The sequence below is a fragment of the Marininema halotolerans genome (assembly GCF_900116235.1).
In the GTDB taxonomy this organism is placed as follows: Bacteria; Bacillota; Bacilli; order Thermoactinomycetales; family DSM-45169; genus Marininema; species Marininema halotolerans.
The window spans coordinates 125,634-143,296 of sequence record NZ_FPAA01000004.1 but is presented as its reverse complement, the minus strand read 5'-3'; the positions used below and the strand labels follow the sequence as shown (position 1 = coordinate 143,296).

Genomic DNA, 17,663 nt, shown 5'->3' with positions numbered 1-17,663 from the left:
CCCTCCTTCAATGGCCCTCATCCCTTTATATCCCTGTACAAAGGGAAAGAGTGGGTGACAAACCCACTCTCCTCGGCCGGACTTTCATTCTTCTATCAGTATAGCCAAAAAGATAGTGAACTACAACGCCTGCGAAAAATCCATCACCAATCGTGATCACACGAAAGATGGTATGCGTTGCTACACCGGCATCACCGATCTCTCCAACCAAAATCCAGAGGTTGGTGAGCTTTTGAAAACGTTCACCCTTGCATCATACCATACTCTGAGCTACCTCCGCAAAATCAATCGGTTAGAAAAGGGTGAGTTGATTGCTTTCTGGTAAGTTCTCTAGACAGCCAAGACGTCGTAATACATCCACTACGGCACTGGATGCACGACTTCGCTTTTGTAAGTCTTCGATTGAGAGAAACTCTCCACCCTTACTCGCCTCGACAATATTACTAGCGGCATTGACACCTACCCCCGCCGCTGATGAAAGAGGTGGAATTAAACTATCTCCATCGACAAGGAATCGTGTCGCATCGGAACGATATAAGTCCACTTTCTGAAAACGCAGTCCCCGCGCCATCATTTCTCGAACCGATTCAAGTACCGTCATGAGCCCTTTTTCCTTTGGGCTCGCGGAAATTCCCTTTTCTTCAATTTCCAAAATCGTCTTTTTGACGGCATCCATCCCTTTTAGGACCACTTCCACGTCAAAATCATCCGCTCGTACCGTGAAGTATGTTGCATAATACTCAATTGGCCGATGCACTTTAAACCAAGCAATGCGCACTGCCATCATGACATAGGCTACCGCATGAGCCTTTGGAAACATATATTTAATCTTCCGGCAGGAATCGACATACCACTGAGGAACATCCTGACTTCGCATCAGTTCCCCTTCTTCCTCTGTCAAGCCTTTTCCTTTGCGGACCTTCTCCATCAACTTAAAGGCAACAGAGGGCTCCATTCCTTTATAAATAAGATAGATCATGATATCGTCCCGTGTTGAGATGACCTCCGAAAGAACTGCCGTTTGTGATCGGACAAGCTCTTGCGCGTTATTCAACCAAACATCCGTACCATGGGATAGGCCAGAGATTCGTACCAACTCACTAAAGGTCGTTGGCTTTGTATCTTCGAGCATTTGCCGAACAAAGCGGGTACCGAATTCAGGAATCCCTAGCGTTCCCGTCACCGTGCCAATTTCTTCAGGGGTCACTCCCATCGATTCTGTACCTGAGAATAACTTCATTACTTCCGCATCATCCACAGGAATCGTCTTGGGATCGATCGCGGTCAAGTCCTGCAACATCCGAATAACCGTTGGATCATCGTGTCCTAAGATATCCAGCTTAAGTAACCGCCCACTAATCGCATGGTAATCAAAGTGTGTCGTCACCGTCTCTGATTTCACATCATCGGCAGGGCGCTGAATGGGTGTAAAATCAAACACATCTTTATTCTGCGGAATGACCATTAATCCACCGGGATGCTGACCGGTTGTGCGTTTCACTCCTTGACACCCTTCAACCATTCGGTCAATCTCCGCTCCCCGCCACTGATATCCTTTATGCTCTTCAAACTTCTTCACATAGCCAAAGGCTGTTTTTTGTGCCACCGTTGAGATCGTACCGGCTCGGTAGACATACTCTTTACCAAAGAGCTCTTCGGTGTATTTGTGTGCCCGTGGCTGGTATTCTCCAGAAAAGTTGAGATCAATATCCGGTACCTTGTCTCCTTTAAAGCCAAGGAAGGTTTCAAAAGGAATATCATGGCCGTCCTTCATCATCACGGTGCCACATGTAGGACAATTTTCATCGGGAAGGTCAAACCCTGAGGCCACGGTTCCATCAGCTATAAAGCGGCTATATTGACAAGTTGCACAGACATAGTGGGGAGGAAGAGGATTTACTTCAGTAATGTGGCTCATCGTGGCTACAAAGGATGAACCTACCGAACCCCGAGAACCAACAAGATAGCCATCCTCAAGGGATTTTGTTACAAGCTTATGGGAAATGAGATAAATCACAGCAAATCCATGTTTAATAATGCTACCTAATTCCTTCTCTAACCGTTTTTCTACGATGTCTGGCAAGGGTGCCCCATACAACCCCTCCGCCGTTTCATGACAGATACGGCGTAATTCTTCCTCCGCACCTTCGATAATTGGCGTATGAAGATCATCCGGGAACGGCTTCATTTCCTCAATGCGATCCGCTAACGCACGGGTATTTTCGACAACGACTTCTTTTGCCTTTTCTTCACCGAGATAGGCAAATTCCGTCAGCATCTCCTCTGTCGTTCGGAAGTGCACCGCGGAAAGTGGACCACTGTTGCGGAAGCCACCCGTCTGGTTGAAGGCGAGGATATCACGATACGTCGCATCCCATTCATCTAAGTAATGGGCATTCCCTGTAGCAACAACTGGCTTCTCCAGCTTCTCTCCGATCGCTACTAACACACGATTCGCCTCACGCAACCGTTCAGGATTATCAACGATTTCTTTATCCACCAAGTGTTGATTCACCGCAGTTGGCTGAATCTCCAAGTAATCGTAAAAGCGAGCGACCTGTTCCACTTCTTCCTGGGACTTTTGTAGAGCCGCTTCATACACTTCTCCCTTTTCACAGCCCGAACCGATTAATAACCCCTCACGGTTCTTTTCTAACAAACTACGTGGAATTCGGGGAGTGCGATGGAAATATTCCATATGGGCTTTGGAAACCAATCGATATAAGTTCTTCAGACCCGTATAGTTCTCTACCAAGACCGTGGCATGAAAGGGGCGTAGGCGAGAAAGATCCCGCTCTCCTGTCAATTCGTTCAGCTGATCAAGGTGTGTCACCTTACGTTCCACACAGTCAGCCACCATTTTCCACAGCAAATATCCTGTCGCTTCCGCATCATAGATCGCTCGGTGGTGCTGGGTTAAATCAATATTAAATTGTTTACATAAGGTATTTAAGCGATGATTTTTTAGTCGTGGATAAAGAAGTCGCCCTAACTCCAATGTATCAATCACTGGGTTTGGAACCGGTGCGTGATCTGTTTTTTTACAAGCCTGTTGTAAGAAGCCCATATCAAAGCGTGCATTATGGGCAACAAGAATACTTCCATCAATAAACTCTAGAAAGCGAGGTACCACTTCCACAAGATCTGGGGCATCCTTCACCATATCATCGGTAATCCCTGTCAGCTCTGTGGTGAAGGAACTTAACTTCCGATGCGGGTTCACAAAGGCTTCAAACCGATCAACAATCTCTCCATCCCGTAGCTTAACTGCTGCCAATTCAATTATTTGATCATAAACTGCGGACAACCCCGTGGTCTCCACATCAAATACCACATACGTATCGGTTTTTAAATCTCGTTGGGATTCATTCATCACGATCGGAACCCCATCATCCACCACAAAAGCCTCTAAACCAAAGAGGACTTTAATCCCGTGCTTTTGACCAGCAGCATAAGCGTCTGGATACGCCTGCAGTACACCATGATCCGTGATCGCTACGGCAGGATGGCCCCATTGTGCAGCCCGTTTAATCATCTCAGCAGGTTCATAGACGCCATCCATTGCGCTCATTGCGGTGTGTAAATGCAGCTCTACTCGTTTCTCAGGCGCATGATCCTCTCGCCGGTAGGCCTCGACCTCCCGCAAATCATTCGCCATAATCACCAAATCTCGGGCAAAGGTATCGAATTGCACGGAGCCGCGAAGGGTTACCCACATTCCATCCTTTACTCTTGCGAGGGTGGCCGCATCTTCTTTATCCCGAGCAAATACTTTCACCCCGATGGAATCACTATAATCGGTTACATTAAAAGTGATCAATGTCCGTCCACTTCGTAATTCACGAACCTCCGCCTTAAACACCTTACCGCGCACACATACCCTACGCTCTTCATCCGTGATCTCCCGAATCAAGATCGGTTCATCACGAAAGTCATAGCCAATCGCGACCGGACCTTGGGGAGGAGCATCGCCTTCGGTCGGAGGAGGCTCGGAAGCTTCTAAGGAACTGATCGCTTCTTCCACAAGTTGTCGTTCCGCCTCCTGTCTTTCCTCAAGGAACTTCTCCTTCGCCCGTTCCTCTGGCGTATAGGTGAGAATCACCTGGACTCGTGTCCCTGACACTTCATGAAAGAGGGAGCTAACTACCTGATCCAATTGCTTGGAAACGGCCATCTTCACCATCATGTCATTGGGAAAAGAAAGCGTCAGACGGTCTCCCTCCATCTCCCATTCTGCACGGGAAAGCCATCCAGCAACGGATGGAGAAACCTTTACTGCAGTTTGTTGCCGAATCCACTGCCAATACATTTCTGCCAATTGCGCTAAATTCTCTTGGCGATAATGCACGACAAACTGTACATCGACGACCGGTTGAAATGCTTGTTTCACTTTCTCTTGGACACGAAACCAGATATTAGGTGGGACAGGCTCTGCCAGTCGCAGGTAAAAGGTCCAGCTTTTTTTACGACGACTGACTTTCACCTTCTCAATCACCGCCCCTGGGAAATGACGTTGTGCCACATCGAGAGGGATTTCTGCTTGCTTTAACACTTGTAACCAACGATCCTGTATTTCTTCGGCCATCCTCATCCTCCGTTCCAAAAAATCCATGGCTAAAGTGTATCAGAAAGCCGTAAAGAGGACTAGACATCGAAAAAAGGGAAACCCTCTCCCTTGCTTGAAGTTTCCCGTCAGTTATATCGCATCCAATGTATCTTTTTGTTTTCACAAAAATTACTAGCAGGATTTTTTGTGATGACTATGGAAATGATTAAGGTCATTCTTTATTTTTCATTAGGAAGTCGGCCATGTGATGGACGCACCCATCATCCATTGGATGGGGAACCTACTGGCTCGAAGGGAGTACAATACCATGACGAAGCGTTCACATTCGCCAACGCTCCATGACAGGCGAACAATCACATATGAAAGTGAAAGGGGGATCGAGACAACTGACTCGATGCCCCTTTTCTATGAACACTGTTCTCTAATAAAGGAGGAAAGCGCACCCATGACTCACATCGACCCCATCGTCCTCGATGGACATTCCCTTACCTTAGAAGCTTTTCGTGACGTGGTTCTTCATGCTCGACCCGTTATCCTTCACCCTGATGCCATTGAGGAAATGAACCGTTCCCGTGAAATGGTAGAATCCCTCCTGGAATCGGGAGAGACCGTCTATGGAATCACCACCGGTTTCGGGAAATTTAGTGATACATTGATTGATGCTTCGCAAGTACAAACCCTACAACGAAACCTGATTGTTAGTCATGCTTGTGGTGTTGGGGATCCTCTCTCGGAAAAGGTGGTACGTGGGATGATGCTTCTCCGTGCCAACGCCCTAGCGAAGGGGCATTCGGGAATCCGCCCCATCGTTGTGGAGCGCCTGCTCACGCTGCTTAACCAGCAGATTCATCCCGTTGTACCCAAACAGGGTTCCCTCGGCGCCAGTGGAGACCTCGCTCCCCTCTCTCATATGGCGCTTCCTTTGATTGGGGAAGGAATGGTCTATTTTCAGGGTGAGAAACAATCCGCAAGTACCCTTCTGAAAAAACAAAACCTCTCCCCCTTAGTATTGGAAGCGAAGGAAGGACTCGCCTTGATCAATGGCACCCAGTTGATGGCCAGTCTCCTCTCCCTTGCCTTATTAAAAGCGGAGGTGTTGTTAGATACAGCAGACATCATTTCCGCCTTAACCGTAGAAGCCTTAAACGGGATTCCCCATGCCTACCACCCTCTACTTCATGAGGCTCGAGGCCAAGTCGGACAGATCACTTGCGCCACCCAACTTCGCCGATATCTCCAGGGGAGCGAACGGATTACCCAACCTGGCGAGAAGCGTGTACAGGATGCCTATAGCCTCCGTTGTATCCCTCAGGTACACGGTGCTAGCCGGGACTCCTTTACCCATGTCAAACAGATCGTGGAACGTGAACTAAATGCCGCCACCGATAACCCCCTCCTTTTTGCAGAGGAAGGCGAGGTGATCTCTGGCGGGAATTTCCATGGCCAACCGCTTGCCCTCGTCGCTGATTTTCTCTCCATTGCCATGGCGGAATTGGCCAACATCTCGGAGCGACGCACCGAGCGACTCGTCAATCCCCAATTGTCAGGACTCCCTGCTTTTCTCACCCATCAAGGGGGCCTTCATTCTGGGTATATGATTTTACAATACACTGCCGCTTCCCTGGTTTCCGAAAATAAAACCCTCTGCCATCCCGCCTCGGTAGACTCCATTCCTTCCTCTGCCAATCAAGAGGATCATGTAAGCATGGGGGCCTTTGGGTCACGGAAATTGCATCAGGTCCTGCGGAACGTCACCCACGTTCTTGCCATCGAATCCATATGCGCTTCCCAGGCCCTCGAATTTGGTACTGGTTTGTTAGGGAACGGCACGCAAGCGGCTTACGACCACATTCGCACACAAATCCCCGCCCTTACGGATGACCGTGAGAGCGGGGAGGATATCGCCCATGCTGTGGCGTTCATTCAAAGCGGGAAATTGCGCCAAGTTGTTTTCTCCCAGCTCAAGGGGTAACCTTTTTCATTAAAAAAACCGTCACGATGGATCATCACCATCATGGCGGTTTTTTATAATGCCCTTCCTTCAGCGAAGATGACCCCCAATTTTACCTACCCGATCCGTAAATACACTCGCCTCTGAAAGGGACTGCGCCAAAAAAATACTCTGTGTACCAAATCGGCCGCGAATCTCATCAATCGCTTCAGCCAATTGATAATCTTTATCCTTCGCATGAAATAAGTCCAGCTGAATGGCATCGTCTGATGACAAATTACTTAGCGTAATCCCAACAAGACGAACCGGTTCTTGATTCCAATGCTGATCCATTAGATGAACCGCTGCATCAAAGATGTCTCGACCGATATTGGAGGCATCCGGCATCGTAAAGGAACGATGTACCGAGTGGAAGTCTGCCCCCTTTAGACTAAGCGAGACGGTCCGACCTACACATTTTGCACGGCGTACACGGGCACCCACTTCTTCTGCTAACTCGCGCAACACCACATGGATCTCTTTTTCCGACACGTAGTCCTTGGGCAAGGTAAATTGGTGGCCAATGGACTTGCATCCATCCAATGTATACGGGTCTACAGGACTGTAGTCGATTCCCTGTGCTGATTGATGAAGAACCCTCCCTACCACCCCAAATCGCCGGGCAAGCAAATTGGGATCGCACGCCGCCAGATCACCAATCGTACGAATCGCCATACGCTGAAAGTGGCGCTCCATTCGATCCCCTACCCCAAACAACTTCTTAACAGGGAGCGGCCAGATCCGTCGCGGGACATCTTGTGGTGTCAGGACGGTTAAGCCATGGGGCTTTTGCAGACCCGCTGCCATTTTGGCCAGCAACTTGTTAGGACCCACCCCAATCGAACAAGAAACTCCTGTTTCCTTGTCGATACGACTTTGCAAGGATTGCGCCGTTTGTTTTCCATCTCCGAATAATTGTTCACAACCGGTCACGTCGATAAAAGCCTCATCGATGGAAAAGGGTTCAACTAATGGGGAGAACTCCTTCATGATCTCCACAATCTGTGTCGACACCTCCACATAGGTTGCCATCCGCGGAGGAATCAACTTCGCCATCGGACATAACCGTTGTGCTTCACCCACTGTCATCGCTGTCTTTACTCCATATGCCTTTGCTTCATAGGATGCAGCCAAGACAATGCCATGCCGGCGTTTAGGGTCCCCACACACAATGACAGGCTGGTTTTTCAAGGCGGGATTCGCCGCTTGCTCCACACTGGCATAGAAAGAATTCATGTCCGCCAATAGAATGGTCCGCTTCGTTTCATTCATCTTCATAGGGCTCCTCCACACCGATAATGGACGGGAAGGGGATCCACCGAATTTCACGCCCATTCCGGATCTTGATCACCTGCTCTTGTAGCAACACCCGTTCAATAAACCCGCAAAAGGTTTCCGGTCCATATCGTTCTGCCACCGTGATCATGATCGGTCGCTCTTCCTCCATCGCCCACCGAACCCTGCGGCTCATTTGTTCCAGCTCATCCTCATCCAAATTCGGGGCAATAAACACCTCTTGGTGTCTGCGCCTCTCCCACAGAGCGTCTTCGTGTTGAGGCAAAATCATACGATGCCCTTCCCACAGTTTGTTCCCCCGATGGATTCCCTTCACTGCTAATCACCTCAACTACAGTATATACGAATATACGTTCGTATTATACTTCCAAAATAAGGACCCCTCTTTCTGCTTGACGCTTCGTCCATACCTTCCCATCTCTCCTCCAACCAGAGCAAAAAAGCATCCCGGTTTGGGATGCTTAAAACCTGCTTCTTATTCCATGAATCCCTTGCTACGACATCCCGACAATGTACCAGTCACTCCCATTCGATTCAACCTCGATAAAGTCATACTGACCGGTAATCATTTGATGAGCATGTAAAGAAGGAACGGCTCACATAACCCGTGCGAAAAAGATAGACTCTCCCATCCACTCCATTCATTCGGTATAATAGGACACACATCATCCGTCAACGAAGGACGGCTTTTTCTTTGCTCATCGATTCTTGTTATCCTTCATGAAACAATCGATTTTTGTCTCAAGAGGACAACTATAAAGGAGGTCATGGATTGAAACCCTTGGACCTGTTGCAGAAAGTGTATGGATTTACCGCTTTCCGCCCTGGTCAGGAAGCCATTGTTAACAGTATCCTTTCCGGCCACAATACCTTAGCAATCATGCCTACCGGGGGCGGAAAATCCGTCTGTTATCAAATTCCGGCCCTGATGATGGACGGGCTATCCCTTGTCATCTCCCCCTTGATTTCCTTAATGAAGGATCAGGTGGACCATTTAAATGAAATCGGGATATCCGCGACGTATATTAATAGCACCTTATCATCAACTGAGATGAACACCCGACTAAACGATGCCGCACAAGGCGTGTATCGTCTTCTTTATGTTGCACCAGAACGGTTGGAGTCGGATCACTTTCAACAGTTACTCCAGCGAGTTCCTTTATCCATTGTCACCATTGATGAAGCTCACTGTATCTCCCAATGGGGACACGACTTTCGGCCCAGCTACCGCTCATTAGCGCAGTGGCTCAGCCATTTAAATCCCCGTCCGATCATTACTGCTTTTACAGCAACCGCCACCCAGGAAGTGCGTAACGATATCGCCCAACTCCTTTCCTTTTCCCCCGAGCACACCTTTATCAATGGGGTAAAACGAGAAAATCTCTCCTTCTCCGTTTTCCATGGGGAAAAGGTCCGTGATTTCGCTCTACATTACCTACAGGAGCATCCTGCAGACCCTGGAATCTTTTACTGCGCCACCCGTAAAGAGGTGGACGCACTTCATCACTTTTTAGCCAGTCGTGGGTTCCTAGTGGGAAAATATCATGCTGGCCTTACGGAACAAGAACGCCAACAGGCGCAAGAGGATTTTTCCTTCGACCGCATCCAAGGAATGGTCGCCACGAACGCCTTTGGCATGGGGATTGATAAATCCAATGTACGCTTTGTTATCCATTGCCAAATGCCGCGCAATCTCGAGTCTTATTATCAGGAAGCCGGACGAGCGGGACGTGATGGAGAAGCAAGCGCCTGTATATTACTCTTCAGCCCTTCCGATGTTCAAACACAAAAATACTTGATTGAGCAGTCCCAAATGGCACCTACACTCAAACAAAAGGAACATCACAAATTAACGGAAATGATTCGTTATGCGCATACGCAAACCTGCTTACAGGAAACCTTCGCTCACTACTTCGGAGATCAACCAGGAGAGCCCTGTGGAAATTGCAGCAACTGCCTGGATGAAGGAGAGCGTACGGATGTCACCGTGGAAGCACAAAAAATCTTCTCTTGTGTCAAACGAATGCGCGAACGCTTTGGCGTCTCCCTCACCGCCAAGGTATTAAAGGGCTCCGCTAGTAAACGGGTCAAGGAGCTTAGGTTTGATACCCTTCCGACCTATGGCTTATTAAACAACTATACCGAAAAAGAGATTGTCCACCGGATCCAGGTATTAGCCGCTGAAGGGTACCTTCGAATCACAGATGACGAATACCCTGTACTAACCCTTACTTCAAAAGCCATCGATGTACTCACGGGCAAACAAGGGGTACTTCTGCGGATGAAAAAAGTATCCACCCCAGTCGCAACCCCTGTCCATGAAGATCTCTTGGAAAGACTCCGTGCGCTCCGTAAAGAGCTATCGACTAAGGAACAGATTCCGCCCTATATGATCTTTCCTGATAGCACACTAACGGATCTAGCTCGAACTTGCCCATCCAATCACCAAGAAATGAAGTCGATTCGAGGAGTGGGTGAGAAGAAGTTAAAAAAATACGGAGAAACCTTCCTCAAAGCCATCCAGGCTTATGTTACAGAAAAGGGGATAACTCCTGTGGCTTCTTCTCCCCCAACGAAATCATCCTCTTCAGAGCAAAAAGAGCCCAGTCATCTTACCACCTGGCGCATGTGGCACGAAGAGGGGATTTCCTACGAAGAAATCGCTACGACACGTGGACTCACCCCTTCCACCTTGGACAATCACTTGCTACGCGCTGCCCAGGAAGGGCATCCCGTCGATTGGAATCGACTGATCCCAACCGATCAAGAACCTTTGATCCTACGGGCTATTGAAGAAACCGGTGGCACCCAATTACGCCCCATTAAAGACAAACTACCCGAGCCCATCTCCTATACCACGATCAAAGCGGTCTTAGCAAAACGGGCGGAGCAACAATAAAATGAATAAGACACATGGAAAGGCCCCCCTTCGCTAGCGAAGGGGGGCCTTTCCATGAACTCATCAGAAACTATACTTTGTTCCCGCACGTCCTCTGCATTCCGCATTAACAAGTCTGTTATTCATTAAATCTCCCCATAATGAGGGTGCTATAGTACTTGCCATCAGACAAAATTCTATCGTTTTTCAATAACCCTTCGATTTCAAATCCAAACGTTTTATACAATTGTATCGCTGTCTCGTTTGTTTCTAAAACATTCAAACTGATTTTTTTAATATCGTTAGCATCCGCCCAGGAAACCGATTCGTTCAATAAATTCTTTCCAATCCCATATCCCCAACAATCCTTTAATACACAAATCCCAAATTCCACCTTATGGGCAAATCGTTTTAAGTAGATTCCCTCACACCTGGAAAATGCTACAATTTTATCGTTAGCTACAGCAACCAAAAATAAATTTCTTTCTTTTTCTGTATCTTCTTTTATCATTTTCTCAAAACCAGCTTGATCGATCAACGCCTCTCCTTTTTCTCGATCCAAATTTTGAGTTTCTCCATCAATCTGTAATCGTAACTCAGACAACGCTTTCGCATCCTCCAACATGGCAGGCCTTACCGTATAATTCATTCTATGAACACAAAATTCGCGCGGTTGAATCACATCATTCACTCCATTCCCTCTAATTGAAAAAGACGAGAGCCTTGCTTCTTCAATCGAAGCAAGGCTCTTTCTGAGAAGAGACCGATTACAAATGAACTGGAACGGGCTTAAAGTCAAGATAATCGCAAGAGACCAATTGCAGGTGTAAACCCCCATACTCACCTACCAAAGCATCCCGATGAGAACGACCATGCAAATGACCATAAAGACACGTTTTTACTTGGTAATCCCGCATCACCCGCATAAAATCAGAATCAGGGATCTTCGGTGTGACCGGTGGATAATGAAGCATCACAATGCGTTCTTTTTCTGGATGATCCTTGACAGCAGCAGAAAGAGCCATCTCTAAACGCCCTATTTGGCGATCATAAATCCGGCGATCTGAACTTTCATCCCAACCCGGCTCCCCAGGCAGATTCCAACCGCGAGTGCCTGCAATAATGTACCCTTCAGCCAATGTGTAGTCTGCATCAATCCATTCCATTTGCTCCGGAAGCGTCTGACGCACCTTTTTTTTACTTTGCGCGTAATAACAATGATTCCCCGGTGAAAGAATTTTCCGACCCGGCAAGGCATTAATCCAATCGAAATCATAACGCGCCTGTTCGAGGCGTAAAGCCCAGCTGATATCACCAGGAATTAATACGGTATCTCCTTCAGCAACCACCTCTAACCAGGCATCTCGCACACGGTCATAATGGTGATCCCACCCAAAGACATCCATCGGTTTTTCAATATCTTTTTCATGATCAATGTTCGTCAATCCAACTGGTTTATTAAACGAAAGATGAAGATCGCTTATGGCAAACAAACTCAAACCGGTCCACTTCCTTTGTACACTTAAATCAGCGTGTATCATTATAACATGTCGCAAAGCCCTAAAGCCAAGAACCCCTCCATATTGCCCTGCCCCCCTTATCCGAAAGCTCATACGATACAATACGATCTTGCGAACGGGAGGGGGTACCCTATATGACCACATCTTCATACTTATATGTCGCATTGGGAGACTCCATCGCAGAGGGCCATTCAGCACCCAACCTTCAAGGATTCGCTTCCCAATTGACTCAACATCTCAATGACCATGTTGGCCCCTTTACGTTAGTAAACTTCGGTAAAAAAGGATTAACCAGTGGACGTTTAGCTTCGTTTCTCTCTTCCACCTCCCCCCATACCCATGCGGTAAACCAAAGCTCACTCACCACATTAAACATTGGAGGAAATGACTTACTTTACGCCTACGTTAAATTCTTTCTATTTGGCAATCCCTCGATCTATGGGCGCACTGTTCAAACCTATAAGAACAACTTACACCACATCTATAAACAAATTCGGCAGTTTAGTCGTTCGCCCCTGTACATGTTTAATCAATACAATCCCTTTCCTCACTCCCGAACCGCCAACACATGGATCCCTCTATTTAACAAAGCAACGACAGAAGTTTCTAACACGTGGAATGTCACTGTCATCGATATTGAAAAAATCTTCCGTAATCGGGAGTCCAAACTAATTAATCAATATCGAACCGGTCGGTTGACCGATATCCGCTTTGGATCAGGAAGTTACCCGGTTCATCCAAACCGCTTGGGCCATCAAATGATTGCAGAAGCCATTTGGGAATGCCTAAAAGGCAAAAAAAATTCCCGCACCGAATCCTAGGTGCGAGGAATTTTGCTGTTCAACATGTTCAAATTCAACCCTTAAGAGCAACCAGTCGTTCCTCCACAATCCAAGCAAACATAACAAGAACCGTTCCGTTTCGTCATTCCTCCACAATCAATGCACAAAGGCGCGCCCGATGAAGCCCGAATCGCTTCAAGATTATCCTGGGGAGTCTCGCTGCTTCCGGTGACTTCCACATATCCCTGTTCCACTTCAGCATGCGCATGGATAGGGGTTTCCGTTGCTTCTGCCTGCTCAGCATCGATTGATTCATGACGTCGCCAACGGTTGTCATAACTTCGTAACTCCTGCTGTCGAGGGGGCACCTGCACAAAATCCGTTCGCCCAAGGTACTCCATCCCAAGCAATCGAAACACATAATCAATGACGCTGGTAGCCATTTTGATATTTGGATGACTAACCGTTCCCGCTGGTTCAAAACGAGTAAAGGTCATCGAATCAATGTACTTTTCAAGGGGAACACCATGTTGAAGTCCCAAAGAGACCGCCACAGCAAAGGCATCCAGCATCCCACGCATCGTCGAACCTGCTTTATGCATGTCAATAAAGATTTCACCCAATGAACCATCCTCGTACTCGCCTGTACGAACAAAGATTTTCTGACCCGCAACACGTGCTTCTTGGGTAATCCCTTCGCGCTTCCTGGGTAGGCGGCGTCGAACACTGGGCACATGCCCTTTCGCATACACTTCTTTACTCGATGCAATCGAAGCGCTTGCTGCTGGAACACTTTCGGTCGATGCTTGAGTTTGTGTCGTTGGTGTTGGGGTAGACACTTCTTCCTCGTCTTCTTGATCATCACTCTTTGAGTTCAGCGGTTGGGAACTCTTTGAGCCATCCCGATAAAGGGCGACCGCTTTAAGACCCAGTGTCCATCCCTCATGATATGCCAACTGAATATCCTCAAGCGTAGACTCATGGGGCATATTAATGGTTTTAGAAATAGCGCCAGAGAGGAAGGGCTGTGCTGCTGCCATCATCCGTAAATGTCCCATAAAGTGAATAAACCGTTTGCCAATTCGACCACAGGGATTGGCCGTATCAAAAACTGGATAGTGCGCTTCCTTTAGATGAGGCGCACCCTCGGTTGTCATTCTGCCACAGATGGTATCATTGGCCTCCAAAATTTGTGATCGGGTAAAGCCTAGCGATTTCAATAGGTTAAAGTCAGGTGCCTGGGTCTCCTCGGGAGTAAACCCTAATCGACGCATCGTCTCCTCCCCAAGTACCCAGCTGTTAAAGGCAAAGGGAAGTTCAAACACCGACGCAAGCTGCCCTTCGAGAGTATCCAGATCTTCCTCTGTAAAACCTTTGGCACGTAAACTCTCTCGGTTGATATGGGGAGCCCCTTCAAGGCTGAGCGTTCCGGTCACATAGGTCAAAATCTCCTGGACCTGTGTTTCCGTATACCCCAGGGTGTGTAGTGCTGGACGAATCGATTGATTGGCAATCTTAAAGTATCCACCGCCAGCCAATTTCTTAAACTTGACCAACGCAAAATCTGGTTCCACCCCAGTCGTATCACAGTCCATTAACAAACCAATTGTACCTGTTGGTGCCAATAAAGTAGTTTGAGCATTGCGGTACCCATATTGCTCACCCCAAGCGAGAGCCTGATCCCAACTTTTTCGAGCTGCCTCCAGTAACTCAGGCGGGCAGTGAGTGGGATGAATACCCATAGGCGCAATCGCCAACTCTTCGTACTCCTCTGCTGGCACATGGTACGCAGCACGACGATGGTTGCGCATCACGCGTAACATATGTTCACGATTCATTGAGAATGCCTTAAAGGGTCCGAGTTCCTTCGCCATTTCAGCAGACGTAGCATAGGCGACTCCGGTCATAATAGCCGTCACCGCACCCGTCACAGCCAACGCCTTCTCGGAATCATAAGGAACGCCCGAGACCATCAAAACGGTCCCGATATTGGCATAACCCAGTCCCAACGTGCGATATTCATAGGAAAGTTTTGCGATCGATTGAGAAGGATACTGTGCCATCATGACAGAGATCTCTAAAACAATCGTCCAAAGGCGAGAAGCATGTTGTAACGCTGGGATATCAAAGGTTGCACTCTCTGCATCAAAGAACTTAATCAAATTGAGGGAAGCTAAGTTACACGCGGTATTATCGAGAAACATATACTCGGAACAAGGGTTAGAAGCATTGATCCGATTGTGACGTGCTCCGTACTCGCCGTCCATTCCTGCCGGAGAAGTATGCCATTCGTTAATGGTGCCATCATACTGTAAACCAGGATCAGCACATTCCCAAGCGGCTTGTCCGATCTGACGCCATAACTCACGTGCTGGAATCGTTTTTGCCGTCTTCCCATCTGTCCGGCGCTTTAGTTCCCAGGCACCATCTTCTTCTAATGCTTGGAAGAAGGCATGAGGGGCCCGCACCGAATTATTGGAGTTTTGTCCAGATACCGTCTCATAGGCCTCTCCATTAAAGGAAGGATCATACCCAGCTGCGATGAGTGCACGTACTTTCTTCTCTTCATTTGACTTCCAATTGATGAACTCCTCTACATCGGGATGATCCAGGTCAAGGGTAACCATTTTTGCCGCCCGGCGCGTCGTTCCACCGGATTTGATCGCACCTGCCGCCCGATCCCCGATTTTTAGGAAGGAAAGCAACCCAGAGGAAGTCCCCCCACCAGAAAGGGTCTCCCCTTTCCCACGGATACTTGAGAAGTTCGTGCCTGTACCACTTCCATATTTAAAAAGTCGTGCCTCTCGTACCCATAAATCCATGATCCCACCTTCATTCACGAGATCATCTTCGATGGATTGGATAAAGCAAGCATGAGGTTGAGGCCGACTGTATGCATCGATACCTTGCTTCAATTCTTCCGTTTCCGGATCCACATAATAATGACCCTGGGCTTTCCCTTTGATGCCATAGGCATAGGCTAAACCCGTATTAAACCATTGGGGGGAGTTAGGGGCAGCCATTTGATGCAATAACATATACACTAATTCATCATAAAAAGCCTGTGCATCCTCCGCAGTATCAAAGTATGCATTTTGCTCTCCCCACTCTCGCCAACATCCAGCAAGACGGTGGATCACTTGACGCGCACTCGTCTCAGAGCCCGTTACCGGATTCCCAGACTCGTCCAACAAAGGCTTCCCTTCTTCATCGATCTGGGGAACTCCCGCCTTGCGAAAGTATTTCGAGACCATGATGTCCGCAGCCACCTGGGACCAGGATTGTGGAACCTCTGCGCCCTGCATTTCAAAGACAATCGATCCATCTGGATTGGTTATGCGGCAATCCCTTTTCGTATACGCTACACTTTGGAAAGGATTTTCTCCCTTAACCGTAAAATGACGCTGAATTTTCAAAGCAAACTCCCCCTCTTTCTTCCCACGCAATTGCAGAAGTGAATGGAATTATCCCCATCATGATTGGGACAAAATCGCAATATATAGACCTACAACTATTATACCACTACTATATATAGGAAAAAATCTGGATTTCCTCGAATATGAACGAACTAGCCAGTCCCTCACGGACCCACAAGGATTATCCTTCCATTTTGAACGAATTTGGGATTTGCATTCTTGTTATTTTCATCAGAATAGTTGATTACTTATACAAAATCATGCAAACTAGTAACAAACCTTTTTCGTAAATCCAAGGAGGAAAGCATCATGAAAGTCCTAATGAATGATCAAATCACCAAACGCAATGATATCATCATCGATATAGAAGACCGAGGCTATCAATTTGGAGATGGCGTTTATGAAGTAATTCGTGTCTACAACGGTAACGCCTTTTATCTACAGGAGCATATTACACGGCTCATACGTAGCGCGAGTGAATTGAAAATGACACTTCCCTATAATGAAGAACGACTCCTCACCCTTCTCAACCAACTCGTTGCCGAAAATCAGCTCATCGAAGGAAATATTTACTTACAAGTAAGCCGTGGCGTCGCACCCCGCTCTCATCAATTCCCAGAACATTCCGAGGCCGTTCTAATCGCTTATACCTACAAGGCCGCCCGTCCACTATCCCTTTTGCAAAATGGCGTTTCCACCATCCTCACAGAAGATATTCGCTGGCTCCGTTGCGATATCAAGAGCCTGAATCTTCTTGGGGCAGTACTTGCCAAACAAGAAGCCGTTGATGCGGGCTGCCATGAGGCAATTCTTCACCGTAATGGTACGGTAACCGAAGGAAGCTCTACCAATGTGGCAATCATTAAAGAGGGTACACTCTACACTCACCCAGCAGACAACCTGATCCTTCATGGAATTACCCGTCAAATCATTCTCGAATGCGCGAATGATTTATGTATACCCGTTCGCGAAGAAACCTTTACCGTTGAGCAACTCTTTGCGGCTGACGAAGTCTTTATCAGTAGCACCACCATGGAAATCGCACCGGTTACCTCCATCGATCAAAAAACCATCGGTTCAGGAACCCCCGGACCACTCACTCATCGGCTACAACAAGCCTTTGAAGAAAAAATCAAGACGCTAAAACATCCTGGAACCGAAATATAATACCATGAAAAACCCCCTGTTTTCTAGAGACAGGGGGTTTCTACTAT

Annotated in this window: 11 protein-coding genes; 5 read left to right on the top strand and 6 right to left on the bottom strand. The window is 47.7% G+C overall.

All coding sequences use genetic code 11. From position 1 onward, the window contains the following. Positions 1-292 precede the first annotated feature (292 nt). Positions 293-4,585, bottom strand: a complete 4,293-nt coding sequence (locus CHX35_RS06480; protein ID WP_091835724.1) for a PolC-type DNA polymerase III — start codon at positions 4,583-4,585, stop codon at positions 293-295. Positions 4,586-4,756: 171 nt separating this feature from the next. Here CHX35_RS06480 and CHX35_RS17465 point away from each other — a divergent pair, with 171 nt between their 5' ends. Continuing rightward, positions 4,757-4,909 carry a hypothetical protein gene (locus CHX35_RS17465; protein WP_176391933.1) on the top strand — a complete coding sequence of 51 codons (153 nt, stop codon included), beginning with the start codon at positions 4,757-4,759 and terminating at the stop codon, positions 4,907-4,909. A 103-nt stretch (positions 4,910-5,012) separates the two neighbouring features. Then, positions 5,013-6,539, top strand: coding sequence for a histidine ammonia-lyase (gene hutH, locus CHX35_RS06470; protein WP_091835719.1), 1,527 nt, complete (start codon positions 5,013-5,015; stop codon positions 6,537-6,539). A gap of 69 nt (positions 6,540-6,608) precedes the next feature. Here hutH and dinB read toward each other — a convergent pair whose 3' ends face one another. Both dinB and CHX35_RS06460 read right to left on the bottom strand, forming a co-directional pair. Beyond that, positions 6,609-7,835: a DNA polymerase IV gene (gene dinB / locus CHX35_RS06465; protein ID WP_217895871.1), complete on the bottom strand. Its 1,227-nt coding sequence runs from the start codon at positions 7,833-7,835 to the stop codon at positions 6,609-6,611. After that, positions 7,822-8,124: a YolD-like family protein gene (locus CHX35_RS06460; RefSeq protein ID WP_140413565.1), complete on the bottom strand. Its 303-nt coding sequence runs from the start codon at positions 8,122-8,124 to the stop codon at positions 7,822-7,824. The genes dinB and CHX35_RS06460 overlap by 14 nt, the downstream gene beginning before the upstream one ends. 501 nt (positions 8,125-8,625) lie before the next feature. On the opposite strand from CHX35_RS06460, the gene recQ reads away from it, so the two are divergent. Beyond that, positions 8,626-10,752, top strand: a complete 2,127-nt coding sequence (recQ, locus tag CHX35_RS06455) for a DNA helicase RecQ (protein WP_176391932.1) — start codon at positions 8,626-8,628, stop codon at positions 10,750-10,752. Positions 10,753-10,870: 118 nt separating this feature from the next. Here the strand turns inward: recQ and CHX35_RS06450 are convergent, their stop codons facing one another. Together CHX35_RS06450 and CHX35_RS06445 are read right to left on the bottom strand one after the other, a co-directional pair. Further along, entirely contained in the window at positions 10,871-11,380 is a 510-nt protein-coding gene (locus tag CHX35_RS06450; RefSeq protein WP_091836166.1) for a GNAT family N-acetyltransferase, read from the bottom strand. Between the two features lie 118 nt (positions 11,381-11,498). Continuing rightward, positions 11,499-12,230, bottom strand: coding sequence for a metallophosphoesterase (locus CHX35_RS06445; protein WP_245838680.1), 732 nt, complete (start codon positions 12,228-12,230; stop codon positions 11,499-11,501). Positions 12,231-12,385: 155 nt separating this feature from the next. Between CHX35_RS06445 and CHX35_RS06440 the strand changes: the two genes are divergently transcribed. Further along, positions 12,386-13,072: a GDSL-type esterase/lipase family protein gene (locus CHX35_RS06440; protein WP_091835706.1), complete on the top strand. Its 687-nt coding sequence runs from the start codon at positions 12,386-12,388 to the stop codon at positions 13,070-13,072. Positions 13,073-13,113: 41 nt separating this feature from the next. Here the strand turns inward: CHX35_RS06440 and CHX35_RS06435 are convergent, their stop codons facing one another. Continuing rightward, on the bottom strand, positions 13,114-16,449 hold the full coding sequence (locus CHX35_RS06435; RefSeq protein WP_245838678.1) for a vitamin B12-dependent ribonucleotide reductase: 3,336 nt from the start codon (positions 16,447-16,449) through the stop codon (positions 13,114-13,116). A gap of 309 nt (positions 16,450-16,758) precedes the next feature. Between CHX35_RS06435 and dat the strand changes: the two genes are divergently transcribed. After that, complete coding sequence (dat, locus tag CHX35_RS06430) at positions 16,759-17,616, top strand: D-amino-acid transaminase (protein WP_425435305.1); 858 nt, start codon at positions 16,759-16,761, stop codon at positions 17,614-17,616. Positions 17,617-17,663: the final 47 nt, after the last annotated feature.